A 24095-nucleotide genomic window follows, 5' to 3' on the forward strand; every position below is an offset into this window, starting at 1 on the left:
GCCTGACGCCATCATCTAGGCCGCGGAGCGCTCGCTCTGCTGGCGAACCGGCAATCGCATCCGAACCACGAGTCCATGCGGCCGCCGGTCGTGCAGCGACAGCGCGCCGCCGTGCGCGAGTACGATCGCATTCGTGATCGAAAGACCAAGGCCGAAGCCCGCCGCTTCATCCATGTTGCGGGCCTCGTCGCCGCGCACGAACGGCTCCAGCATGTTCTGCTTCAGCGCATCCGAAATGCCGGGGCCGTCGTCCTCGACGTCGATGGTGAGCTGATCCGGTGAGACGTGAAGGCGGATCACCGCTTCGGCGCCGAACCGCACGGCATTCTCCACCAGGTTGGTGACGGCGCGATGCAGATCGTCCGGCCGCACCGTGGCCATGGCATGCGCGGGGCCGTCATAGGCGACCTTGTGTCCCATGTCGGCGAACTGGTCGGTGATGAGCTGCAGGGTGCTTGCGATGTCGGCCAGCGTCATGGCCTCGGGCCTGCGGCCGTTGCGCAGGAACGACAGCACCGATTCCAGCATCGCGCGCATCTGGTCGAGATCGTCGAGCATGCGGCTGCGATAGGTTTCGTCCTCGATGAATTCGGAGCGAAGACGCATTCTTGTAATCGGCGTGCGCAGATCATGACTGATCGCGGCGAGCATTTTGGTGCGGTCGTCGATCAGGCCGGTGATGCGCTCGCGCATCCGATTGAGCGCGCGCGCGACCGAGCGGATTTCCGCCGGCCCGCGTTCCGGCAGCGGCGCCGCGGCGCCGTTCAGGCTGAAACTCTCGGCGGCCTTGGCGAAGGACGACAAGGGCGCGGTCAACGCGCGGGCCGCCCACAGGCCCAGCAAGGTGACGCTGATGACGGCAAACAGCAGCGTCATCATCCACGGTCCGCCGAGAAACGGCGGCCGCGGCCGGTCCGGCAGGACGTTGGCCGAAATCATCATGCCATCAGGCAAGCCGATGCCGACCTTGCGGGTGCCGCCGTCGCTCGCGAGCGGGAAGATGCGATAGTCATGGCCGAGGCGCCGCTGCAGGCCGTGCGGGTTGAACCTGTCGGCATCATCAGCCGCAGGCATTTGCCCGGACGGCAAGATTTCGATGCCGAGCTGCGGAAAGGCGCGCGCGATGTCGGCGCTCAGCCGCGGCCGTTCCGAGGCGGGCGCTGCGCCGAGCAACTGCACGACTGCTGCAAGCTGGCCGTGGCCGCGGTCGGACGACGGCTCCGCCTGGTCGGGCCGGTGCAGCAGGAAACTCGCGGTGATGATCAGATGGAGCGCTGCGATCGAGACGACGACGAGGGCTGCGATCTGGCCGCTGATGCCGCGCAGGTTCAGGAGGCCCTTCATGATCAGTGGCCGGCGGCGGTCACCGCCTCGACGCTGACTGGTTCAACTCGCGGGGTGAACATGTAGCCGCCGGAGCGCACCGTCTTGATCAGGGTGGCGGCTTGCGGATCGGGTTCGATCTTGCGGCGGATGCGGCTGACCAGCACGTCGATCGAGCGCTCGAACGAGCCGGCGTTGCGCCCTTGCGTGAGGTCGAGCAGGCTGTCGCGCGACAGCACGCGGCCGGGCCGCTCGCAGAAGGTTCGCAGCAGGTCGAACTCGGCGCTGGTCATCGCCACGTGCGCGCCCTCGGGATTGCGCAACTCGCGCAGCCGGACATCGATCCGCCAGCCGGCAAACGCCAGCACGGTTGCGCCTTCGACGGCGCTGGCGGTGTAGGCGGCGGCCTGCCGGCGCAGCACGGCGTTGATCCGCGCCAGCAATTCGCGCGGGTTGAACGGCTTGGCGAGATAATCGTCGGCGCCCATCTCCAGGCCGAGGATGCGATCGATGTCCTCGCCGCGCGCGGTCAGCATGATGATCGGGGTCTGCGATTGCGCGCGCACCTTGCGGCACAGCGTGAGGCCGTCCTCGCCGGGCAGCATGACGTCGAGGATCAGGAGATCGACGCGGCGGTCGGTCATGGCGCGGACCATCTCGCGGCCGTCGGCCGCGGTCGCCACGTTGCAGGCGTTGTTGCGCAGGTATTTTGCGATCAGCGACCGCGTCTCGCGGTCGTCCTCAACGACAAGGATGTTGGGTATTGCCTGGGCCATGCTGACCTTTTGTCGGTGATTCGGGCGCACGCGCGAAGGATTTTTGTTTCCAGATGTTTCTGGATGACTCCGGGCAACACCGGGCAACAGCCCCGGAGGCGGCCGAAAAGACCTCGTTAAGACCCGCAGCCCTACGGTCGATGCGTCCACGAGTACCGGGTACCTCGACGAATCACCTGACCACCCCTTGACCATCCCCTTGGAGCTATCATGACCTCGATCTCGGCGGCCTCCACCAACACCTACCAATCGCCACTGCAGAAGTTGCAGGACGAGTTGCTCTCCGAAGTCAATTCCGGCGCCATCAGTTCATCGGACAAGGACGCATTGTCGTCGGCCTTGACCGATATCGATTCCGCGATGCAGGCGAGCCGCGCCAGCAACCAGGCCGCCGGAACGCGGCCGTCGCCCGACCAGCTCAAATCGAAGATCGACGACCTGATCGCCGGCGAAGTTTCCAGCGGCAAGCTGACCAGCGACCAGGCCACCGAACTGCAGGGCGTCTTCAAGGCCGCCTTTGCCAACGGACCCGGCGGGGCTGGCGGTCCGGGTGGCCCGGGCGGTCTTGGTGGAGCCGGCGGCCCGCCTCCGGGAGGCCCGCCGCCTTCAGGCGATGCGTCCTCCGGCGACGACACCTCCTCGTCTTCCTCGTCCTCGACATCGATCGACGACATCCTGAAGCAGTTCCTGGAATCATTGCAGGAGTCGCTGTCGGCCTCGTCGTCGACGTCCTACGGCGCGACCGGCACGACTTCGAGCAGCAGCAGCGCCTCGTTCTCGGCGCTGTTGATCGACTACCAAAGCTGACATTTTCCCGAGGCCGCTTCCCCAAAGCTGCGCCTTGCAACCATCCTTTCCAGATAGGAAAGGATGGTTGTCTTGTTTTCCGGAGACGGAACCTGTCACGCAGTGCAACGTTGGTTCCCATTCACGTGTGGAGGGTGCAATGGCAAGCGACGTCATGACCAAGCCGCATCAGTTGATCGCGAGCGACCGTGTCGAGGGGACCGCGGTGCGCCGGCCGAACGGAGACATGATCGGCCACATCGAGCGGCTGATGATCGACAAGGTCACCGGTAAAGTATCCTATGCAATCCTGAGTTTCGGCGGGTTTCTGGGCATCGGCGCCAACCTGATTCCGTTGCCGTGGGGACGGCTTCGCTACAACACCAGGTTCGAAGCCTACGAACTCGACATCGACGATGAAGAGCTGAAGCGCGCGCCGTCGTTCCGTGCCGACAAGGATTTCGACTGGGGCGATCGGGACAAGGAAGCAGAGCTGCATCGCTATTACGGCATGCCGCCGTACTGGGGCGGCTTCTGATCGTGCGTGATGTCAGCAGATTGTTCCTGCGTTCAAGTGTCGCCTCTCCACGGTTCCGTGCGAAATGTGCGGAACACTTGTTGGAGTGTCGGGTTTTCCCAGCATCGATTTCTGAACTGAGGGAGAACCGATATGTTAACCAGATATGCCATCGCCGGCGTCGCGGGTTCCGCGTTACTGGCCAGTGTCGCGTTCGCGCAAAGTCCGAGCACAAACAGTGCAAACACCGATAGCGCCACCAAGGCCGCGCCCGCAACGGCGTCCGACACTACGTCGTTCAAGGGCAACTGGCGCGCTTCCAAGCTCGTCGGCCTGAATGTGTACAACGACTCCAACGAGAGCCTTGGATCGATCAACGATCTGCTGACCGACAAGAGCGGCGACATCAAAGGCGTCGTGATCGGCGTCGGCGGCTTCCTCGGCGTCGGCGAGCATCTGGTCGCGGTGCCCCTCGACAAGGTGAAGTTCGTCGATGATCCGATTGCTTATACCGGCGCCTCGAGCGCGCCCACGACCGGTGGCGCAAGGCCTTCAACGAACACCACGACGACGGGTGCTGCGACGACCGCGCCTGCCGCGGTGAAGAAGAATCCCTGGTACCCGGATCACGCCGTGTTCAGCGCGACCAAGGACCAGTTGAAGGCGATGCCGGAGTTCAAGTATTCGACTGAATAAGGCAGCGGTCTCAACAACCAGCTTCCCCCAAATGGCCGGACGGCATGATGCCGCCCGGCCATTTGCTTTTTGCAACACCCGTTCGCTGCAATGGTGCAGCGCATCCTATCGGGTCGCATGTCTCGATGTTAGGCTGTGTGACGGCAGGAGCACCTGCGTCCTGCCTTGTGCAGACCCTTGCACCAACGGGAGGACGACATGGCTGATAGCGTCTACAAGGTCATCGAGCTGATCGGCACCAGCACAGAATCCTGGGAAAAAGCGGCTGCCGCGGCGGTGAGTCGCGCTGGAGCTTCGCTGCGCGATCTGCGCGTCGCCGAGGTCGTGAAGCTGGATCTGCAACTGGACGCCAGTGGCAAGGTCGAAGCCTACCGCGCCAAGGTGAACGTCTCGTTCAAGTTCGAGGGATCGTAAGCGAGGCATGTGTGGGGTGGGCAAAGCCAACGGGTCGCGCGAATGCGCGCCCGATGACAGGCTCCTCGTGCCCACCATTCCATCAACGGATCGCAACGCGAATGGTGGGCACGCTTCGCTTTGGCCACCCACCCTACGGATTACGCCGCTGCGCTCGCAATGGCGGGAGATTGGCGCGCTGCTCGGCGTCACAGCGCCGGCAGCGCGCTGACATAGACGTTGATCGCGCCTTCGGCTTCCGCGATCACGCGTAGCGTTTTGGAATCGAAGGCGATGCCGGCGAGCCGCAGCTTGCTGATCTCGGCCGAAACCCGCAGGCCTTCCTCGTTCTTCTGGAAATCGGCGATCACGGCCGCAATCTTCTTCTGGGCGTTGGCGGCGAACGGCTTGAGGTCAACGGTGGCCTTTTCCGCCAGCGTCTTCTGCAAATGCGGGATGGCCGCGCGGGCCGCGGCGCCCAGCAGTCCAAAGGCGGCCTCCGATTCGACGGCGAGCTCGATATCGGTCAGCCGCAGCGTCTGCTCGGCCTGATCGAGCACCGGCCTTCCCCAGATATGCACATTGGCCTCGCCGCCGAGGCCGAGAAAACTCTTTTTTTCCTTGGCGCTGACCAGCAGCGAAATCAAGAGGCGGTTGCCCGACGCCGCGACGCTGGCGCGTTTGACAGTGACGTCGACCGAGCCGGAGCCATCTTCCGGAAAAGTCTTTCCGGCGAACTGCGCTTCCACGATTCTGTTGATCTCGGTGAAGGGCATGTCGATGGGCACGCCGATCGCGACCCGTCCCGGCGTTGGCGGCACGATGTCGATCGTGGCGGGGAACGGGCAGGAGGGCTTGGTCTCGGCCGGCGTGATGCGGGTCTCCGCCTCGATGCCGAGCGTCAGCGTAAGGTTCGAAGCGTCGATGCGCGGCTGCGCGGCAATTGCGCGTATGGGCCGCAATTCCAGCCACAGCGTCGGCATCGTCGAGCCGGCCGTCGTGCCCTGCAGCGGGATCGAGCGGCAGGCCTTGGCCCACTGCACCCGCGCGTTCTGTTCGAAGGTCGGATCGTTGCGCATGCGCGCCTGCACCAGCGCGATCTGCTCGGCGACGTTCTTGTCGATCAATGGCTTCACCTGCGCGGGTACGCTGACGCGCGCGCCGGCCACGCTGAGGCTCGAGTCGCCGAGATTGACCTGTGCGGTCAAATTCGGCTCGATGCGCCAGTTCTCCGCGATCCTCGGCCGCGCCGATATCATGACGTTGCCCTTGATCTCGGCGCTGGCGTTGAGGTTCTTGATGTTCACGCTGCCGATCTGCTTGGCGACGTTGCCGCCGAGCAGGCCGCCGAGGGCCTCGCCGACCGCACCCGTCGCCTTTGCCGACAGCGAGCCGGTGACGTTCAATGTGCCGGTCAGCGGTGTCGTCAACGACAGCATGTCCTGCGCGCCGGTAGCAACGATCGGCCCACGCGAAGCGGTCCAGCCGATATCGGCGTTCTGCAGGATCTGCGAGATCGGATTGTCGGCCTTGCCCGTGAAGGATCGCGGCGCGCCGCGATCGGCGGCGTCGCGGATCGCCGACAGCGTCACCGCAATCGGCGCCATCACGGTGGATGCGCGTGGCGCCGGCGGCAGCGGCGGCAATTCGGCGAGCGCGGGTGGTCGGTTCGTGACGCGCGGCGCGACGAAGTCCATGACCTTCAGGCTGGCTACAAACGAGACAATGACGACCGCGAGTGCAATCGAAACTGTCTTCAGATGCATCGGCAGACGCATCGTCCCCCCGGATCCCAATGAATCGCCCCACAACGTTCTACAGCGGCGGCGAGGGCCACGCCACTGCGCAATAAGGCTGCATCAGGGCGTGTACTCATAAATGCGCAGATCGGATGTCAGCTTTTAAGGGTAAAGCGACAACATCTGCTCAGTGTGAGTATTTCCGCTTTTGGATCTACAACGGACATCAGGACTTTGCAGCAAGCAACTCGAAGCCAGCCCCTATCAATGCGTTCAGTTGACCTGATACAATGGCCGCTGGGGGGACATGCAACGGCGGGAATTTTCTTGGCGTCGTTGATGGTGCGGCGGCCGCGTGGCCGCACGTCATGCACGCACAGGAGGGCCTGGAATGAAGAAGACATTTGCTGCTTTTGTCGCGGTCGCAACGATTGCCGGTTCGCTCGCCGCGACGCCCGCAAGCGCACAGCGCGGCGTCGCCGCTCCGGGCCGCTATTATGAGCCCGCCCCTTACGGAGCAGGTCGCGGGCCATACGACGATTTTGGCAGTTGCGAATGGGTGACACAGCGTTTCTGGGACGGCCATGGCTGGCGGGTCCGCCGAGTGCGAGTCTGCGGCTGATCCGCGATTGCGGCAACGGTTCGTAGCAACCCTCGACAGTCGAGCGGAGGCCGTCGAAATGACGGGGACCGCGACGCGCAAAGCCGAAGAAAACTGCAGTGATCTTGACTGTTTTGCATAGCCCGACACTGCTTTTGCGATCATGCTGTATCGTGGAATGGCTACGAGAGTGGTTTGCCCCGGGAGGCTAAAATGAAGCGATCAATCGCGTTGTGGGCGTCGCTAATAATTGGTTTCTTAGCTGGAAGCACTGGAACGGGGAGTGCCGTAGTTTACTGCCAATACGCTGGCTATCCTGTCAATTGCGTCGTACGGCGCGGAGTCGTAGTCGCACCAAGCCATGAGCCTCGCAGAACCCCACCTTCAATTGATGCTCGCACGAGCGGCCTTATTAGGCAGGACTTATTCGATCGGAATAACCCGAACAACCTGCGATCGGATTGGCCCAGTCCACCTGCTCAACCGGGCCAGTTCTGAAAAATAGCACTACGGCGCAGTCGCGGCTGTGCGAGTAGTAGCCGCAGACCGCAAAATTCGCGCCCGTCTCCCAACCCTTTCGTTCTGAGTTTGGCACCTTTGAGACATGCCCGCCTATCCTGAGAATGTCCGTTCACCGGGGTAGACCGGAAGTCGCCGTGATCCGGTCAAACCGACGCGAATGACCCGATTCAGACATGGGCGGCCAATCTTTGCTGTGACGCACAACACAGCCCCTCATGCAAATGATGTGGTAGGGTATGGTTGTCGCTCCCAAGCCGTGCCATTGACATTCGCACCATCGGTCGCCATCCGCTCGCGTCGGTCGGAAGCTTTCAGCCTTCAAGTATCGTGAACATTGCAGCAGCGTTGCGCGGTCACTCTGAATGGCAGCCCGGCGCAATCGTCCTGCCAAGATAGACGGCGACCGGCCCGGTCAGCGCCATGCCGCGCAACTCGCTCGGCGATATCAGCCGTGCGCCGATGATCTCGCGGTTGTCGAGCTGCAACTCGGGCAGCCGATCCAGTCGTAATTCAAAGAAATGCACTTTATCTTTTCGCCCTTCCCAGAGGCCCTGGGCGTCGCCCACGGCAACCAGCGGGAATACTCCGGCGAGGCCGATCTCTTCTGCCAGTTCGCGGCGAGCCGCTACTTCAGGCGTCTCATCCTGCCGGACAGTGCCGCCGGGGAAGTTCCACTCGATCCTATACGACGAGCGCACCAGCAGCAGCGCCTGACCGACGTAGACAGCCACAAGTGCCCCTTCATGCTCTTGGTGACGCAGTCGCCACCAGATGCGGGCAAGTGGGAAGCCGACGCGGTATGCTGTCCGCCAGGCAGCGTCGAGAAGCGTGGAACGTCGAGTTTGTCCAAGGTCTGACATGGATCAACCTCTACTACCTTTGCTGGTTAGAGGGACAGCTTTTCGCCGGTACTAGGAGTGGTCCATGGGCAGATGAGGGTGAGTCAGGTCAACCGCCTCCGAAGGTGGACGGGTCATGAGTTCTAATCGCCTCCGGAGGTAAGGGCGGATAGCCTGGAAACTTGTAGCAGCTCGGAGGGACGCACATACCTTGGCTGGGCTGAATGGTGACATGGTGGCTCGTGCGGAAGTGATGAACCGTTTCGGCGTTGGCAGAAGCACACAGGGTGATCAACAGGCCGAAGGCCAAAGCGGAACGCATCCTCGTCAATCCTATCGAACGAGCCCCGTTCATGTGCATACAAGCGGCTACGATCCCAAGGTGTAGCGGCTTCACGACCGATCAAATTGGCGGGATCATGGAGCACGCCGCGGATGCGAGAGGAGTTGTTGTCTCTGATGGACGCTGTCGATTTCGCTTCTGGCCCGAGCCGACATCCGGGCCTGCAGCCGCCATGTCGGCCCCCAAAGGCAAACCGGACTTGGGTCGGCTTCCCGCTTGGCCAAAGGCTTGACCGCCGCCGGGGTCGGCATAACCTCCACTGCCATCATTGGTCTTTACTGGAACTAGCTCGGTCGGATTTCATCCGCCAGTTTAGTTTAGTATGCCCAAGCACGTGGGGGAATTGTGCCATGCCGAAGCGCTCTTCCATAGGCAAGCGTCGGAGCAAAGCCTTACCCGTCTTAGGGTTTGCAGGCATGTCTCTCTCGATGGCAAGCGGTGCGTGCGCCTCAACTAGCGAAGCGTCGGCGAATACATCACCGCCCTCGCAGAAGCACGAAATCTTTCTTGGTGAGGAGGAAATCTCCGACGTTAGTTTGGCGACGTTCTATGTCTTCGACAAGGAAAATGCTGGACCACCACCGCTCTTCCAAAAACTAAGGCTGGCCGCCGGATGCGGTGCCGGCTGTGGCTGTAGCTTCGGCTGTGCCTACTGGCCGCAACCTCCGCAGCCTCCAAAGGCAACGCAGCCGACACAGCATCGAAAGAAGAAGCCTCCGCACCGCACGAACTAAATGGCGTCCGGCACAGCCGCCTCAGTCTGGCTTACAACGTCCTAGAGTCCTCACCGTCAAAATCGAGCTGATGTCTGCTTGTGGCACCTTTGAGACATGCCCGCCTATCCTGAGAATGTCCGTTCACCGGGGTAAACCGGGACTCACCGTGGTCCGGCCAAACCGACGCGAATGACCCACAACGGAAGTCGGCCTCTGGGCAATGATGCGCCTAGTCATGTCCCCAATTCCGGCCGTCCATCCTTACTTGGCAGATATCGAACGATCATTCGGCGGTTCGGATGCCCCGCGGGTCGATACCCCCGTTCGAGGCGAAGTACTCGATCTCGCCGCGCGTGATACCGATATCCATCAGCTCCCTGTTATTCAGGCCGTACAATTCGGCGCGTAATCTCTCGCGTTTGCGCCATTCCTGAAATGCCCCCCAGCAACTCCCAAGAAAGTTTGATACGCGCTGCGTCGATCTGGTCGCCTGCTTCAGTTCTGCTGCACCAAGAGCCGTGTACATGACGGTATCTCCTCGTTTCCAGTCCGAGGAGAGTGCCAATGCACCAGCGTGCCGGCTTCACAGGCGGCTTACATTTTCCTCACCGGCGGCTTATTCTTTGCGTTGCAACTGGTGCTGGAGCCCCGATGATCGGAGGCCGCCTGAGGAATTGGCAGCTTGCGCTATCTCTTCGAGGAGTACGCATTCGACACTGACCGGCGCGAGTTGTATCGCGGAGCGGACGTCGTTTCCGTCGCGCCACAGGCGTTCGACCTTCTCGAATACCTGATCCGCAACAGGGAGCACGTCGTTAGCAAAGACGACCTTATTAACGCCATCTGGAACGGACGTATCGTATCCGATGCCGCGCTGACGACCCGCCTGAATGCCGCCCGGAACGTGATCGGCGATACCGGCGAGGAGCAGCGCTTCATCAAGACGTTGCCGCGGAAGGGTTTCCGTTTCATAGGGCCAGTGCGGGAAGAAGGAGGCAAAAGCTCCGAAGCCCCCGAGACAGAACCGGAAAAACTTGCCCTCGCGCTCCCCGACAAACCTTCCATCGCGGTGCTGCCATTCCAGAACATGAGCGGTGATCCTGAGCAGGAATACTTCGCCGATGGAATGGTCGAAGAAATCACTACCGCCCTTTCTCGAAACAAACAGCTTTTCGTAATCGCTCTCAACTCCAGTTTCACGTTCAAGGGCAGAGCTGTCGATATCAAGCAAGTGGCTCAAGATTTGGGGGTCCGGTATGTTCTCGAGGGGAGCGTCCGGAAATCCGGCAATCGCATCCGGATCGCGGGCCAGTTGATCGATGCAGCTTCCGGCGCTCATCTGTGGGCAGACCGATATGACGGAGCACTCGAGGACGTGTTTGAGCTGCAGGATCGGGTAGCTGCCAGCGTGGTTGGCGCAATCGCTCCCAGCGTGACCCAAGCCGAAATCGAACGTGCCAAGCGGAAACCTACCAGCAGTCTCGATGCGTACGATTATCATCTGCGCGCGCTGGCGGCACATTGGGAACGTACAAGGGACGCCACGGAGCAGGCAATTGGTCTCTTCGAGCAGGCTATCGCGCTGGACCCGCAGTTTGCACCGGCTTACGCAGGATTGGCGGCGACTTTCCAACAGCGCACAATTTGGCGGTGGAGCACCGATCCAGCAGCGGACGCATCTCGAGCAATAGCCTGCGCGAAAAGCGCTTTACGCCTAGGGAGACAAGACCCGTGGGTATTGGCGCAATCTGCGATAGTTCTGGCCGCTATCGGCTATGAAGTCGAATTGGCCGACAGTCTTTTGGAGGAAGCAATTCGCCTTAATCCAAACGGAGTGCTCGGATGGGTGGGGGGTGGATCGGCGAAATTGTACCTGGGCGACCACCGAGCAGCGATTGACTACTTTCAACGCGCATTGAGGCTAAGCCCGCTGGCTCCCAGCATTTTCTTTGCACATGGCGGGCTTGCTTTCGCCAACTTCTTTCTTGGGAACTATGAGCAGGGGCTCAAGTGCGCAGCCGATGCGTTGCGTCATCATCCCGACTATGTGATAGCTCTTCGCATAACAATGGCCTGTCATGCACTGTCGGGCAACATAGAAGCTGCCCGACGGCTCTGGGAGCAAACTGCTCTGCTCTCTCCATCTGATCGCGTGTCCAAGATGCGAAAGGGGGCTCCGTTCAGGAGGGATCAAGACCTTGCGAAGTTACAGGAAGCCTATCGCCTCGCCGGAATGCCGGAATGAGCACGACGCGCCGCCTCGCTGCGACGACTTCCGGTCCTGGCACTAAGCGGACAGATCGAGATGTCTGCTATTTGGCCGCTTTCGGGGGTAAAGCGGACATCCGCCAGCGATTGTCGAACAAACGCAATTTATGAGTACACGTTTTAGATCAATACAAAACGACCCCGGCGAAGGCCGGGGCCGCTATTCGCATCAAGAAACGCTAATGGTTCAGCGGATGGTCCGGCCGAGGTCGGCGCGGCGATCCGTCATTGGCCGCACGATCACCTTGGTTCCGACGCTGACCCGCGAATAGAGATCGCTGACGTCCTCGTTGGTGAGGCGGAGGCAGCCGGAGGAAACGCGGGTGCCGATTGTCTCCGGCGCGTTGGTGCCGTGGATGCGATAGATGGTGCCGCCGAGATACATCGCGCGGGCGCCCAGCGGGTTGCCGGGGCCGCCGGCCATGTGGCGCGGCAGATAGGGCTGGCGGGCGATCATTTCCGGGGGCGGGGTCCAGGCCGGCCATTCGGCCTTGCGGGTGATGGTCTGCGTGCCGGACCAGGTGAAGCCGTCGCGGCCGATGCCGATGCCGTAGCGCATCGCCTGGCCGTTGCCGAGCACGAGATAGAGATAGGTGTTCGGGGTATCGATGATGATCGTGCCCGGCGCCTCGCGGGTCGGGTAGCTCACGACCTGGCGGCGCAGGCGCGCCGGCAACTCGACCGAACGGTCTTCTTCATCCTGGGGCACAGCCTGCACCGGCGGCGGGGCGGCTTCGATCTGCGGCAGGAAAAACGGAAACAGCGGCAGCGGGGCTGCGGCGGCGGGTGCGGAAAATGCGGTCGCGCCGATCGCCAGCGCACCAAAAGCTGTGGCAGCAATACGGGTGTTCAGTTTCAATGAATTAAACATTGGTCGTCCCCTGTTCTACGCCCAGTCGCGCCGTTATTCGGCGCGTCGTTGGGGAAAGATCTACAGGTGAACCGTTTCAGGACATTTGCACGAAATCGCCAAAATGGTTTCGTCGCGTTAGGGAATTGTTTCGTTAAGGTTTCGTTGCCGGGGAGAGGCTGGCGCGCTTACTTCCCCTCTCCCCCAGCGGGAACCTCTGACGGCGCAGGTTTTTCGGGGCGTGGACGGTTGCGGGTTGGGCCCTGATGGTGGGGGCCGGATTGTTATTAACGCTTGAGGTCGCGGCCGCTGCAATGGGAGGTGATACAGAGGCTGCGAAGGCCACGGGTTTGGCTACGGGTTGCTGCGGCTGCGCGAACGCCGCGACTGGCGCATTGCTGATGCTCTGGCGGCCCACATAGTAAGCGCCTAACGCCGTGACACCCAGCAGAACGAGTAGCGCTTTTGCCCGCGTACTCGCACCGCTACCTTTAGCCGGTCTTTCGAACATTCATGGCCCGCTCAACCTCGTCGGCTAGTTGATCCAGATGCCGTGCCAGCCGATCGAACATTTCGCGCTTCGCTTTGTCGGTAGCCAAGTCCCGGACGAGCGCACATTCGGCCGCGTCTTTACGCAGCTTCTCCAGATGGGCTTGATAATCCTTGATCGTCCCCTGCCTGTCTTAATTTTCCATGACGGTGGCACGGAGAACAGGCAGACCGAACTGACAAATGTTAGGTCGGAACGGGACGTTCCTAACTTGCCAGCACATCCGCGGGACTATCGATCAGCGGCATCTGTGAGCGTGTGTAGAAGCCTTCCCGCATAACCGCGCTGCTTATCTCGTCACTAACAGTGCGAGCCGCTCGCTTTTTTCGCCAACCGCCTACTATTCCCGCAGGCAGTGGCACTCCCCGTCGGATCACCAGAAGCTGGCTCTTTCCTCGAACGTATACGTCGAACATGCCGATCACCTCCAAGTTCGTTATAGGCACAGCGTGCGCGGAATGAGGTGGCAAAAGCGCAACAGCTCGGCATGAAGCTGCGATTTGAAATACCGCTGCGAAAGAACGTCCTGAGTTGCGTCATAAATGGTGCCTTCTCCCACAAGGGGAGAAGGGAACGTCAATCCGTCGTACAAGGAAAAAATCGGCCAGACCAATCAGGCCTAACCGACGCGTATCCGCGGCGCGTCGGCTGCACCTGCCGGCGCGGCGAGCACCACCCGGCGGTCGGCGACAGCGTGATGGAACTGTTCGAGCGCGAGCCCGATCACCGAGAGGTCACCTTCCTCGATGGTGCCGTCATCATAGCAGTCGAGTGCCTCGCGCAGCATGACGTCGGCGGCGCCCTGCATTTCCGCGAGTTCTTCCGGCGTTTCCGCCTTCCTCACCCTCGCAATCAGCTCGAGCAAATGATCGCGATGGGCAATGTACTGCTCGCGCTCGTCCTTGTTCCAGTAGTGCTTCAGCCAGGCGCCGGCCGATCCCAGGCCCGAGACGATCAGGACCGCGAACCAGATGAAGTCGGTGTATTTTTCCAGGAAGGTTCGTTCGTTGCCGTCGATATAGGCGGCCGCGCCCGCATGCGCCGGCAGCGCGGCGTCTTTGTCGGTGTCAGGCTTTTCGATCTGTGAGGCGGTCGGCAATTCGCGCGCCAGCTGCTGGCGGTTGGTGAAAAGCTGGCGGGCGAGGGCGGCGACCGCCGTGTCCGACAACGATTTCGGCGCGATGATCAGGTGATTGATGGCAACCGTATCGATCTTGTCCTCCGGCCGCTGCGGCGAGGAGCCGAAGATGCTGGCGGGAATTTCCTCGGATTCGTAGATCGGGTTCTTCTTCGCGATCGCGTCCGCAACGTCGACCGGCAGGAATTTCGGCTCGCCGCGGGCGGTTGCCGTCGCTGCGATCGCGTCCACGGTGATCTTGCTCTTGAGCGGGCCGACCGCCATGAAGGCGTCGATCGACGGATCGCGCGCCATCTCGCCGAGCTGGTTGGTGCCGAACTGGGTAATCGTGACCTTGTCGGGATTGATGCCGGACTCTTTGAGGATCACGCGCAGCAGCGTGACATTGGCCTGCGTCCGCCCGATCACGCCGACGCGGTGGCCGGCGAGTTCATCGAGACTCTTGATCTTGGGGCTGGGCTGCTTCTTCGAGCCTTTGGCGGGAAGGCCGGACGGCGCCCACAGCACGACGACATTCTTGCGCAGGATGGCAACCGACTCGGCGTTTTCAGGCAGGTTCAGATCGCCCCGCGCCACGGCGAGGTCGGCCTTGCCGGCGGTGAACAACGCGATGCTTTCCGCCGCCCCTTCCGTCGTGACCAGCGACAGCCGCACCGCGCTGTTTTCGCGCGCAAACGTCTGGGCCATGAGCTGGATCAGTTTCTGATCTTCGCTGCCGGCAGGTCCGACCGCGATCCGCAGCGTGGTCGGCCGCAGCGCGTAATACAGCGTGCCGGCGGCGACGCCGAATGCGAGCATGCCGGCGGCGAGGATCAGGAGCGCATAGCTCCTCCGCTGTCGCCGCCGTCGGGATCGCGCATTATTGTCGTTCGAGTCTGACATCGTTCTGTCACGTTACACGAAAATGCATGGAGAGGGGCTTAAAAAACAACCTTACAGAACGATGACGTCATACGCTTGAAATATCCATGTCCCAACGTCGGATTTGAGAATCATTAATCTCGGGTCCGGGACATGAAGATATTGATCGCGACCGACGCGTGGCATCCGCAGGTGAACGGCGTGGTCCGCACACTGACGTCGCTGGCGCGCAGCGCCTCAACGCTGGGCGCCGATATCAGCTTCCTCACCCCGGACGGGTTTCCGTCGATGCCCTTGCCGACCTATCCTGGCTTGCGCATCGCGCTGCCGAACCGGCGCGAGATCGCGCGGCGGATCGAAAAGGCCGCCCCCGATGCCCTCCATATCGCGACCGAGGGGCCGATCGGCTGGGCCGTGCGCGCCTATTGCCGCCGCCGTAAGCTCGCGTTTACCACGTCCTATACGACACGCTTTCCCGAATATGTCGCCGTCCGCACCGGGCTCCCGCTCGGCGTCGGCTATGCGGTGATGCGGCACTTTCATGCCGCGTCCTCCACGACCATGGTCGCGACCGATTCGCTGCGACAGGAACTTTCCGCGCGGGGATTCCGCAAGCTTGGTTTCTGGACGCGCGGCGTCGACACCGAACTGTTCAACCCGCATGCGCCGGCCGTGCTCGACCTGCCGCGGCCGATCTTCATGACGATGGGCCGCGTCGCGGTGGAAAAGAATCTTGAAGCGTTTCTGTCGCTCGACCTGCCGGGCTCCAAAGTGGTCGTCGGCGACGGCCCGCAGAAGGCGCAACTCGCAAAGCAATTTCCTGGTGCGATCTTCCTCGGCGAGAAGAAGGGGGCGGACCTGACCGCGCATCTCGCCGCCGCCGACGTCTTCGTGTTTCCGAGCCTCACCGACACCTTCGGCGTCGTGCAGCTCGAGGCATTGGCCTGCGGTACGCCGGTCGCGGCGTTTCCGGTCACCGGGCCGAAGGATGTCATTGCCGATCATCCGATCGGCGCGATCGACACCGATCTGCGCAGCGCGTCCTTGCGCGCGCTGACGATGTCGCGCGAAGCCTGCCGGAATTTTGCGCTTTCGCGCTCCTGGGAAAACAGCGCGCGGCAGTTCATCGGCAATCTGACGGCGCTGCAGCCGAGCCGCGCGCTGCGGCCGGTGCGCCGGGCGCCCGCCGCGAGCGCCGTCCAGAGTTAACAGCATCAAGCCAGTCATACGCGTAAGACGAGAAGGCAGAAGCAACCATGGCAGACATCATCAAGCTTGACGGTACGAGGACTCTGGATTTTGACCGCGAAACGGTCGAGCAGGCCTATGATCGCTGGGCGCCGGTTTACGACCTCGTGTTCGGAGGCGTGTTCAGCAAGGGGCGCAAGGCGGCGATCCAGGCGACCAACAAGATCGGCGGCCGCGTGCTCGAAGTCGGCGTCGGCACCGGCATTTCGCTGCCGCTATACGCGCCGCATCTGCGCATCTTCGGCACCGACATTTCGGAGTTGATGCTGGAGAAGGCGAAGAAGCGCGTCGACGAACTCGGCCTGAAGAACGTCGAGGGCCTTGCGGTGATAGATGCCGAAAATCTCGAATTCCCCGACGATTCCTTCGACGTCGTGATGGCGCAGTATGTCGTCACCGCGGTGCCTAACCCTGAAAAGGCGCTCGACGAATTCGCCCGCGTGCTGCGGCCGGGCGGCGAGCTTATCATCCTGACCCGCGTCAGCGCCGATGCCGGCATGCGCCGCTTCATCGAACAGCGCCTGCAACCGGTGGTGCGTCCGCTCGGCTTCCGCACCGCCGAGTTCGCCTGGTCGCGCTATGCGCAATGGCTGGCCGGCGCACGCGGCATGGAACTGGCCGAGCGCCGCCTGGTGCCGCCGCTCGGGCACTTCTCCCTGGTGCGTTTTCGTAAAAGCGACGTCGCCGCGGCGGCCTGACGCGCAGGCGTTGCCGCCCGCGTCATCGCGCCGCTGCAAGCCGTCACATGTCAACATGATGATGTCACATGCCGGACATCGAATCTCAGTAAACGTTAACCCGAAAGAATTTGGGGGTAGAGAATGATCAAGAATTTCCTGCAGGAACTGCGAACCCAGCGCTGGGACGACCATCGCTATTATCACCACAGCCGCATCAACCAGTCGCTGCACTTCGTCAGCGCCGCGAGCTTCCTGTTCGCTTACGCGATGCTGTTCATCGATCCGATGGTATCGGCGCTCGTCGGCTGGCTGGTCTCCATGACCTCGCGGCAGGCCGGTCACTTCTTCTTCGAGCCGAGGGGATATGACCACGTCAACCACGCCACCCATGAGCACAAGGAAGAAATCAAGGTCGGCTACAACCTGCAGCGCAAGGTCGTGCTGATGGCGATCTGGGCGCTGTCGCCGCTGGTGCTGTATTTCGACCCGACCCTGTTCGGTCTGTTTACGCCCTGGACGTCGCCGGCGGACTTCATGCGCCAGGTGGCCAAGATCTGGCTCGTGGTCGGAGCCGGCGGGTTGTTGTTCCGCACCGTCCACCTGTTCTTCATCCGCGACGTCGAGACCGGTCTGGTCTGGATGACCAAGATCCTCACCGACCCCTTCAGCGATCTCAAGCTGTACTACAAGGCGCCGCTGTATCTGATGAAGGGCGAGCTGATCGATCCGGGTCTCGAGAAGCACGTCAAGCACGCGTAAGTGTTGCGGTTGAAAGAGAAGGCGTCATGGCCGGGCTTGTCCCGGCCATTCACATCTTGGCAGCAAGATGGCTTTGAATTGAATCGTCACACTATGGTGAACCGTCATCCTGAGGTGCGAGTGGAGCGAGCCTCGAAGGATGCACGGCCCCACCGGTGGCCGTCGCCCTTCGAGACGCGCTTCGCGCTCCCTCGGGTGAACGCGATTGCGTATCATCCCGGGGATGGCGGGGATAGGTTCGAACTCGCCGTCAGCGTCCAAGCCGCTTGGCAAGCATCTCTTTCAGGATCTGCCGCTTGATGTTCTTGTTGGTCATCGAAGCATCGTGCCACCACCAGCCGTCGCGCTTCATCTTCTCGGCCGCTGCGACAAAGCGGTCGGCAACTTCGGTGAAGTCCGCGTCCGTGTAGTTGAGGCTGAAGATCAGCCGGCCCGTGCCGACCCAGCTCAGCGCCAGCCCTTCGGCGCGGAGATAATATTGAAGCATCCAGTTGTAGCGGGACGGTTCGGTATATTGCACCATCCAGATCGAGGAGAGATTGCTGACGCGGACGGGCAAATCCTTTGCCGCCAGCCGCGCGTTCAGCGTCTCGGCGCGGCCGTTCCAGGTCTCGTCAAGCCCCTGGTAGACGCCGTTGAAGTTCGGGCTAGCGAGCCGCGACAGGAATTCATCCATCGCCGTCATGACGTAGGGATGCGAATTGAAAGTGCCGCGGGCGAAGCAGACGTCGGCAGGACGATCGTCGCGGAAGCGGCGCATCAGATCCTTGCGACCGCAGACCACACCGACGGGGAGGCCGCCGGCAAGGCTCTTGCCGTAGGTCACCATGTCGGCGTGGACGCCGAAATATTCCTGCGCACCGCCGGCGGCCAGCCGAAAGCCGACGAAGATTTCGTCGAAGATCAGCACGATGCCGCGTTCGGTGCAGACCTCGCGCAGTTTCTTCAGCCATTCGGTGTAGGCCGCGCGATCGAAGGCACCTTTTCGCGAGCTGTCCACCAGCGCGGAATCACCGGGTGCGTTGGCGTTCGGGTGCAGCGCCTGCAGCGGATTGATCAGCACGCAGGCGATGTCCTTGCGCGTGCGCAGCACATGCAGCGTCCGCTCCGACATGTCGGCCAGCGTATAGGTTTCGTGCGGCGACACGGGATTGCCGACGCCGGGCTGCACGTCGCCCCACCAGCCGTGATAGGCGCCGGCGAAACGAACCAGATGCGTGCGCCTGGTGTGGTAGCGCGCCAGCCGCACCGCCTGCATGACCGCTTCGGTGCCGGACATGTGGAACGAGACTTCGTCGAGCCCCGAAATCGTGCACAGCCGCTGCACGTTCTCGGTGATGACGGGATGATAGGGGCCGAGCACGGGGCCGAGCGCGTGGGCGCGCTTTTCGGCTTCCGTGATGCACTCCTTGTAGAAGTCGTTGCCAAAGATGTTGACTCCGTAGGAGCCGGTCAGGTCGTAGAACACGTTGCCGTCGACGTCGGTCACGGTGACGCCGGCGGAGGACTGCATGAAGGCGCCGGTGCCCAGATTTTCCCGCACCAGCCGGCTGTACTGGAACGGCACCCGGTAGCTTTCGGTGAACTGCAGGTCGGAGATGTGCGCAGCCGCCTCGGCCGTCATCTTCCGGCCCTTGGCGTAGCGCTCCTCATAGAGGCAGGCGAGGCGGAAGAAGGCGTCCTGGCGCTGCATGGCGACGTTGCCGGGCGCGCCGTCGGAGCAGAAGAAGCCGTCGATATCGAATTCGTAATGCGGCAGCAGCCGCGCGACCATTTTGGACATTTTGGAATGTCCGGTCAGCGAGCGGTGCTTGGCGCGCGACAGCGCCAGCCGCGCCTGCAATTTGGGGAACACTGCCGCGGCGCTAGCGACCGCAGCGGCGGACAGGGAAAGAATCGGAAGGGACGAATCCATGCCTGAAGCGCTAGCCAATCCTGCTGACAGATTGATGACAATCCGGGGCCTGATCGCCCGCTTTACCCAGCAGGAAGACCTCAACTTCCTGTTGACCAACCGCATCCCGCGGGCGGCGCTGACCCGCTTCATGGGCTGGTTCAGCAAGATCGAGAACCCGTTGGTGCGCGATGCCTCGATCGCCTGCTGGCGGCTGTTTTCCGATCTCGATCTGTCGGAAGCCAAAAAGACCGAATTCAAAAGCCTGCACGACTGTTTTACGCGCGAACTCCGCCCGGGGCTGCGCCCCGCCGATCCCGATCCCGCCGTCGTGGTCAGTCCCTCCGACGGCATCATCGGCGCCTTCGGCAGAATCGCGGATACCGAGCTGTTCCAGATCAAGGGCGCGCCTTATTCGCTGCTGGATTTGCTCGGAGATCCCGCGCTGGTGGAGCAGCACCGCAACGGCCGCTTCCTCACGCTGCGGCTGACGTCGAGCATGTATCATCGTTTCCACGCGCCCTATGACGCCACGATCAAGAGGGTGACGTTCATCCATGGCGATGTCTGGAACGTCAATCCGATCGCGCTGAAGCGAGTGGAGCGCTTGTTCTGCAAGAACGAGCGCGCGGTGCTGCGCACGCGGCTTTCGACCGGCGAGGCGCTGACGCTGGTGCCGGTCGCCGCCATTCTTGTTGCCAGCATCCGCCTGCATTTCCTCGATGTCACACTCAACGCGCAGAGCAGGGGGCCGGTGGACTTCGCCTGCTTTGCGCGGGTCAAGAAAGGCGACGAACTCGGCTGGTTCGAGCACGGCTCGACCATCATCGTGCTGGCGCCGGAGAGTTTCGAATTCGCTGACGGTGTCGCCGACGGCGCACGCATTCGCGCCGGCGAGCCGTTGTTGCGGAAACCGCAGCTTTAGGCTCGATTCTCCGCGCCCATCCCTCTATATGCTCGCGCTCGCACTGGATTCGTGAGTTGCGATAACGCGGGAAGAGAGAGATGGCGCGATCGCCCGTTCTGGCGGCGGGAGGCATTGTATTGCGGCAGGGGCAAACGCCGCTGGTCGCGGTCGTGCGCCTGCGCAAGCGCAACGAATGGGTTTTGCCCAAGGGCAAGCTCGACGACGGCGAGACGCCGCGCGCCGCCGCCGAACGCGAGGTGGTGGAAGAAACCGGCCATGATGTTGCCGTGCATGAATTTCTGGGCACGCTGGTCTATGAGTCCCGCGGCGGTTCCAAGGTCGTGCACTACTGGCGCATGGAAGCCCGCGGTGGCGCGGTTCATGAACTGATGCGTGACGTGAAGGCCGTAGACTGGCTGCCGCTTGCGGACGCCGTCGACCGGCTCTCGCGCGATTATGAGCGCGCGTTTCTCGAAAATGTCGGCCCGATCGCGCTCTCCGCCGCCGCGCATGCCGCGACCACCCGGAGAGCGCGCGCCAAGCAGCCGCCGGAGAAGCGCTGGACACGGCGGCCGGACGTGACAGCGCCGCCTGCGGTCACTCCCACGCCTGCTCCGTCCCTGCCTGATCAACCCTCGCCGGAGATTGCGCAGCACGACGATGTGACTGTCGTGATCGATGCGACTGCCGTCCCATCCGTTGATCAAGCCGTTGATGAAGCGCAGCCGGCCGGCCCGCCGTCATTTGCGCTGGAGATAGAGCCGGTGGCCGTCGATACGGCGGTGAATCGAACGCGGCAGCAGCCGCGAAGCTTCATCGAGAAGCTGCGCAACTGGCTGCGGCGCGATACCTGACTCCATCTTCCGGCTAGAGCATTATCGGTTCTGATTGAATCAGAACCGAAGCTCTAGATTCTTGTTTTGACGCGTTTTCTTCATGCGAACCGGTACCCACTTCGCTCGAAAACGCTCTACCGCTGCTCCTTCGGCGGCTTGCCGCGTTGCGGCACGGGCACAGGCCGCCTCGGCGCGGCGGGCAATCCCGGACGCTGCGCGGCAGGCGCTCCCTGAACGCCGGGCGCGCGCTGCAGTCCGGGCACGCGCTGCGGCCCGGGAACGCCGTACCTGTTCGGCAGTCCCGGCCGTGCCAGCGGTGCGCCGGGCTGCGGCGGTTGCCCCGCGCGCGGCGTGCCTGGTCGTGATGGCGAAGCCGGCTGCTGCTGACCCTGGCGGTTCGGCGCAGCCGGTTGTTGCTGTTGACCGGGCCGGTTCAACTGACCGGGCTGTTGCTGTCCAGGACGATTGAGCTGACCGGGCTGCTGCTGTCCGGGACGATTCGGCACGCTCGGCAGCGGCGGCTGACCGGGTTGTCCGGGCAGACCATTTGGCCGCCGCTGGCCAGGCAGACCGTTTGGCCGTTGCTGGCCGGGCTGCAATTGCCGGATCGGACGGTTCGGATTGACGAAGCCGGGATTGGCGCGGCGGAATTCGCGCTGCTGGGACACGACCTGCCGGCCGACATTCTGCGTCGAGTGAAGCTGGCGCACAAAGCCCTGATCGCGCAGCATCACCGCTTGCGGGATCACCAGCGGCACCGCGGCGAAGCGCGCGCCGCCGCTGCCTGGCCGGATGGTGAAGCCGCTCGCGCCTTGCGTGAGAAAGCCGAGCCGCGCGCCGGCGCGGTCGTTGACCTCGATCCGGCCGACCCTTCCGTCCGCGTCCGGATAGAGCTTGACCGCGACGTTGTTCGGATTGTTGGCGGCGGCACCCTCCGGCACTTCGACGAGGCCGGTGGTGCCGCGAATGCCGAGCGTCGCCGTCGGCGTCGTGATCTTCATGTCGCCGGTTTTGGCCACCGCGGCGGCGACGAAAGCGGCGGTGCCCTTGGCGACGTCGAAGATCGCCGCGTTGCTCTTGCCGCCGTCCTCATAGACGTAATTGTCGATGGTGATCTTGGTGCTCGCCTTGAGATTAAACGTGGTGGCGTCGATGAACGTGATGCCGAGTGTGGAATTCGCAGCCGTCTGCACCACGTCGTTGAGATAGATGTCGTCCTTGACCTTGAGCGGCGTGGTCTTGTCGTTTCGGATCACGCTGGCGCTGCCGGTCACGGTCGCGACGTTGCCGATCGGCTCCTCGGGCGCGTCCGCGGTGGTCGCGTCAGGCGTGGCGGGATCGGGCGCCGCCGCCGGTGCGGCGGGCTGTGAGGGATCGGCCTGCGCCTGCGCCAGTTGCGTCAGCCCGGAGGCTCCTGCGAAAACTTCCGTCGTGCCGATCGTCGCGCTGCAGGCCAACAGCAGTAGCGCGAAGGACAGTTGGCGCGACATCGGGGATTTCCGTTCACGGGGAGGGCAGACGGCAGGGCCCTGATTTCAGCGCCGTCAGCCTGAATGCGGGATGAACACCACGTTGTCACCGGAGGCCGAAACGAGCAAGCGCCACGCAAGCGCAAAGGTGTTTCGTCGCAGGGAGATTTGTTTCGTCGCGGGAGCGCGGTCCCCCCGCATGGCTGCCGGATACCGGGCCGTTTCCACTGCTTTTCCACGTCGCCGCCCAAAGTCGGCAATGTCTCTTCAGCAGGGATCGGCTATAATCTGATTCTGGCGCGGCCCATGCCTCCCCCCTCCGTCGGGAAAGCATCATTCATGCGGGGCCATTGCGATCATCGAACCAACTGTTCGAGCACCAAGCATAAGGAGGGGTTGCGATCATTGCTCGCAATAGGAGGTTCTTCGATGAAGCTGTCTGCGCCCCTTTATCACTTGAAGCGCAAGGCCAAACTTCTATCCCGTGCAGAAAATATCCCGCTGCACGAGGCGCTCGACCGCATTGCCAGGCAAGAGGGTTTTGGCGCCTGGAGTTTGCTCGCGGCCAAAGCGACCGCCACCGCGCCGGCTGAAAAACTGTTTGCGCGGCTGGCGCCCGGCGACCTGGTGCTGGTGGGCGCGCGCCCGGGCCAGGGCAAAACCCTGATGAGTCTCGAACTTGCCGTGCAAGCCATGAAATCCGGCAGTCGAGGCGTTTTCTTCACGCTGGAGTATACGGAAAAAGACATGGGATCGTTTCCAGGCCATCAGCGCGAAGCGGGAGGATTTTGCCGGTCTGTTTGAATTCGACAGCTCCGACGAAATAAGTTCGGATTACATCGTCAAGCGGCTGGCCACAGCGCCTCGCGGCACCCTGGTGGTCGTGGACTATCTGCAACTGCTCGACCAGAAGCGTGAGAACCCGGAATTGATGGTTCAGGTTCGCACGCTGCGGTCGTTCGCACGCGATCGCGGGCTGATCTTCGTCTTTATCTCCCAGATCGATCGTTCGTACGATCCTCTGAAGAAACCATGCCCCGATCTGGAAGATGTCAGATTGCCCAATCCGCTGGATCTGAGTCTTTTCACCAAGACCTGTTTTCTGAACAACGGTGAGGTTCAGTTTCGAGCGGCAAGCTAGCCTCGGCGAGGTGGCGAGCGCAAAAATTCACATCTTGCGTGTCCGGCGTCGCTTGCTGAGCGGAAGGCGGTGCGAGCCATGGAGATCAATACCTCAAGTCTCCGCTGTCTTCGCGAGCGTAGTCCAAAGGCAGATCGTCAAGTTTCCTCCTTGGCAACGTTGGTTCGAACGATGGTCTGCACCGCTCTATACCTCTGCGAAGCCGTCCTACCGTAAGCTGAAGAGGCTGACCGCCGTTCGATC

The 24095-nt window shown here is 62.4% G+C and carries 20 protein-coding genes and 1 pseudogene; 12 read left to right on the plus strand and 9 right to left on the minus strand.

Annotated elements, in window-relative coordinates:
• Positions 1-15 precede the first annotated feature (15 nt).
• Together V1283_RS02300 and V1283_RS02305 are read right to left on the minus strand one after the other, a co-directional pair.
• Positions 16-1344, minus strand: coding sequence for an ATP-binding protein (locus V1283_RS02300; RefSeq protein WP_334384827.1), 1329 nt, complete (start codon positions 1342-1344; stop codon positions 16-18).
• A gap of 2 nt (positions 1345-1346) precedes the next feature.
• Complete coding sequence (locus V1283_RS02305; protein WP_334384828.1) at positions 1347-2099, minus strand: response regulator; 753 nt, start codon at positions 2097-2099, stop codon at positions 1347-1349.
• Between the two features lie 210 nt (positions 2100-2309).
• Between V1283_RS02305 and V1283_RS02310 the strand changes: the two genes are divergently transcribed.
• From V1283_RS02310 to V1283_RS02325, 4 genes are all read left to right on the plus strand, one after another.
• Positions 2310-2906 carry a hypothetical protein gene (locus V1283_RS02310; RefSeq protein ID WP_334384829.1) on the plus strand — a complete coding sequence of 199 codons (597 nt, stop codon included), beginning with the start codon at positions 2310-2312 and terminating at the stop codon, positions 2904-2906.
• A gap of 139 nt (positions 2907-3045) precedes the next feature.
• On the plus strand, positions 3046-3423 hold the full coding sequence (locus tag V1283_RS02315; RefSeq protein WP_334384830.1) for a PRC-barrel domain-containing protein: 378 nt from the start codon (positions 3046-3048) through the stop codon (positions 3421-3423).
• A gap of 132 nt (positions 3424-3555) precedes the next feature.
• Positions 3556-4098 (plus strand): PRC-barrel domain-containing protein, encoded by a 543-nt coding sequence (locus tag V1283_RS02320; protein ID WP_334384831.1) that lies wholly within the window; start codon positions 3556-3558, stop codon positions 4096-4098.
• Positions 4099-4296: 198 nt separating this feature from the next.
• A complete protein-coding gene (locus V1283_RS02325) occupies positions 4297-4512 on the plus strand; it encodes a dodecin family protein (protein ID WP_334384832.1) in 216 nt (71 codons plus the stop codon).
• Positions 4513-4700: 188 nt separating this feature from the next.
• Here the strand turns inward: V1283_RS02325 and V1283_RS02330 are convergent, their stop codons facing one another.
• On the minus strand, positions 4701-6269 hold the full coding sequence (locus V1283_RS02330; RefSeq protein WP_334384833.1) for a DUF4403 family protein: 1569 nt from the start codon (positions 6267-6269) through the stop codon (positions 4701-4703).
• A gap of 352 nt (positions 6270-6621) precedes the next feature.
• Here V1283_RS02330 and V1283_RS02335 point away from each other — a divergent pair, with 352 nt between their 5' ends.
• Positions 6622-6852: a hypothetical protein gene (locus V1283_RS02335; protein ID WP_334384834.1), complete on the plus strand. Its 231-nt coding sequence runs from the start codon at positions 6622-6624 to the stop codon at positions 6850-6852.
• Positions 6853-7706: 854 nt separating this feature from the next.
• Here the strand turns inward: V1283_RS02335 and V1283_RS02340 are convergent.
• Together V1283_RS02340 and V1283_RS02345 are read right to left on the minus strand one after the other, a co-directional pair.
• Entirely contained in the window at positions 7707-8213 is a 507-nt protein-coding gene (locus tag V1283_RS02340; RefSeq protein ID WP_334384835.1) for an NUDIX hydrolase, read from the minus strand.
• 1321 nt (positions 8214-9534) lie between these two features.
• Positions 9535-9777 carry a DUF1127 domain-containing protein gene (locus tag V1283_RS02345; protein ID WP_334384836.1) on the minus strand — a complete coding sequence of 81 codons (243 nt, stop codon included), beginning with the start codon at positions 9775-9777 and terminating at the stop codon, positions 9535-9537.
• Positions 9778-9933: 156 nt separating this feature from the next.
• On the opposite strand from V1283_RS02345, the gene V1283_RS02350 reads away from it, so the two are divergent.
• On the plus strand, positions 9934-11496 hold the full coding sequence (locus V1283_RS02350) for a winged helix-turn-helix domain-containing tetratricopeptide repeat protein (RefSeq protein ID WP_334384837.1): 1563 nt from the start codon (positions 9934-9936) through the stop codon (positions 11494-11496).
• 210 nt (positions 11497-11706) lie between these two features.
• On the opposite strand, the gene V1283_RS02355 is transcribed toward V1283_RS02350, so the two are convergent.
• A complete protein-coding gene (locus V1283_RS02355) occupies positions 11707-12390 on the minus strand; it encodes a L,D-transpeptidase (RefSeq protein WP_334384838.1) in 684 nt (227 codons plus the stop codon).
• Positions 12391-13538: 1148 nt separating this feature from the next.
• Entirely contained in the window at positions 13539-14939 is a 1401-nt protein-coding gene (locus tag V1283_RS02360) for a TAXI family TRAP transporter solute-binding subunit (protein WP_334384839.1), read from the minus strand.
• A 132-nt stretch (positions 14940-15071) separates the two neighbouring features.
• Between V1283_RS02360 and V1283_RS02365 the strand changes: the two genes are divergently transcribed.
• From V1283_RS02365 to V1283_RS02375, 3 genes are all read left to right on the plus strand, one after another.
• Complete coding sequence (locus tag V1283_RS02365) at positions 15072-16127, plus strand: glycosyltransferase family 4 protein (protein ID WP_334384840.1); 1056 nt, start codon at positions 15072-15074, stop codon at positions 16125-16127.
• Positions 16128-16174: 47 nt separating this feature from the next.
• Entirely contained in the window at positions 16175-16864 is a 690-nt protein-coding gene (locus tag V1283_RS02370; protein ID WP_334384841.1) for a class I SAM-dependent methyltransferase, read from the plus strand.
• A gap of 123 nt (positions 16865-16987) precedes the next feature.
• Positions 16988-17605: a hypothetical protein gene (locus V1283_RS02375; protein WP_334384842.1), complete on the plus strand. Its 618-nt coding sequence runs from the start codon at positions 16988-16990 to the stop codon at positions 17603-17605.
• A 250-nt stretch (positions 17606-17855) separates the two neighbouring features.
• On the opposite strand, the gene V1283_RS02380 is transcribed toward V1283_RS02375, so the two are convergent.
• A complete protein-coding gene (locus V1283_RS02380) occupies positions 17856-19520 on the minus strand; it encodes an aminotransferase class III-fold pyridoxal phosphate-dependent enzyme (protein ID WP_334384843.1) in 1665 nt (554 codons plus the stop codon).
• Positions 19521-19554: 34 nt separating this feature from the next.
• Here V1283_RS02380 and asd point away from each other — a divergent pair, with 34 nt between their 5' ends.
• Together asd and V1283_RS44545 are read left to right on the plus strand one after the other, a co-directional pair.
• A complete protein-coding gene (gene asd / locus V1283_RS02385) occupies positions 19555-20424 on the plus strand; it encodes an archaetidylserine decarboxylase (protein ID WP_334392935.1) in 870 nt (289 codons plus the stop codon).
• A gap of 80 nt (positions 20425-20504) precedes the next feature.
• Positions 20505-21260 carry an NUDIX hydrolase gene (locus V1283_RS44545; RefSeq protein ID WP_442895692.1) on the plus strand — a complete coding sequence of 252 codons (756 nt, stop codon included), beginning with the start codon at positions 20505-20507 and terminating at the stop codon, positions 21258-21260.
• A 116-nt stretch (positions 21261-21376) separates the two neighbouring features.
• Here V1283_RS44545 and V1283_RS02395 read toward each other — a convergent pair whose 3' ends face one another.
• A complete protein-coding gene (locus V1283_RS02395) occupies positions 21377-22732 on the minus strand; it encodes a FecR family protein (RefSeq protein WP_334384844.1) in 1356 nt (451 codons plus the stop codon).
• A gap of 408 nt (positions 22733-23140) precedes the next feature.
• Here V1283_RS02395 and V1283_RS02400 point away from each other — a divergent pair.
• Positions 23141-23852 (plus strand): annotated as a pseudogene (locus V1283_RS02400) (DNA helicase).
• Positions 23853-24095 lie beyond the last annotated feature (243 nt).

Source organism: Bradyrhizobium sp. AZCC 2262 (assembly GCF_036924535.1).
Taxonomy (GTDB): Bacteria; Pseudomonadota; Alphaproteobacteria; order Rhizobiales; family Xanthobacteraceae; genus Bradyrhizobium.

Coding starts and splice junctions, on each gene's coding strand:
- V1283_RS02395 (WP_334384844.1), bottom strand. CDS start 22,732: ATGTCGCGCCAACTGTCCTTCGCGCTACTGCTGTTGGCCTGCAGCGCG.
- V1283_RS02370 (WP_334384841.1), top strand. CDS start 16,175: ATGGCAGACATCATCAAGCTTGACGGTACGAGGACTCTGGATTTTGAC.
- V1283_RS02340 (WP_334384835.1), bottom strand. CDS start 8,213: ATGTCAGACCTTGGACAAACTCGACGTTCCACGCTTCTCGACGCTGCC.
- V1283_RS02355 (WP_334384838.1), bottom strand. CDS start 12,390: ATGTTTAATTCATTGAAACTGAACACCCGTATTGCTGCCACAGCTTTT.
- V1283_RS02360 (WP_334384839.1), bottom strand. CDS start 14,939: ATGTCAGACTCGAACGACAATAATGCGCGATCCCGACGGCGGCGACAG.
- V1283_RS02320 (WP_334384831.1), top strand. CDS start 3,556: ATGTTAACCAGATATGCCATCGCCGGCGTCGCGGGTTCCGCGTTACTG.
- V1283_RS02305 (WP_334384828.1), bottom strand. CDS start 2,099: ATGGCCCAGGCAATACCCAACATCCTTGTCGTTGAGGACGACCGCGAG.
- V1283_RS02345 (WP_334384836.1), bottom strand. CDS start 9,777: ATGTACACGGCTCTTGGTGCAGCAGAACTGAAGCAGGCGACCAGATCG.
- asd (WP_334392935.1), top strand. CDS start 19,555: ATGACAATCCGGGGCCTGATCGCCCGCTTTACCCAGCAGGAAGACCTC.
- V1283_RS02380 (WP_334384843.1), bottom strand. CDS start 19,520: ATGGATTCGTCCCTTCCGATTCTTTCCCTGTCCGCCGCTGCGGTCGCT.
- V1283_RS44545 (WP_442895692.1), top strand. CDS start 20,505: ATGGCGCGATCGCCCGTTCTGGCGGCGGGAGGCATTGTATTGCGGCAG.
- V1283_RS02310 (WP_334384829.1), top strand. CDS start 2,310: ATGACCTCGATCTCGGCGGCCTCCACCAACACCTACCAATCGCCACTG.
- V1283_RS02365 (WP_334384840.1), top strand. CDS start 15,072: ATGAAGATATTGATCGCGACCGACGCGTGGCATCCGCAGGTGAACGGC.
- V1283_RS02300 (WP_334384827.1), bottom strand. CDS start 1,344: ATGAAGGGCCTCCTGAACCTGCGCGGCATCAGCGGCCAGATCGCAGCC.
- V1283_RS02335 (WP_334384834.1), top strand. CDS start 6,622: ATGAAGAAGACATTTGCTGCTTTTGTCGCGGTCGCAACGATTGCCGGT.
- V1283_RS02315 (WP_334384830.1), top strand. CDS start 3,046: ATGGCAAGCGACGTCATGACCAAGCCGCATCAGTTGATCGCGAGCGAC.
- V1283_RS02330 (WP_334384833.1), bottom strand. CDS start 6,269: ATGCGTCTGCCGATGCATCTGAAGACAGTTTCGATTGCACTCGCGGTC.
- V1283_RS02325 (WP_334384832.1), top strand. CDS start 4,297: ATGGCTGATAGCGTCTACAAGGTCATCGAGCTGATCGGCACCAGCACA.
- V1283_RS02375 (WP_334384842.1), top strand. CDS start 16,988: ATGATCAAGAATTTCCTGCAGGAACTGCGAACCCAGCGCTGGGACGAC.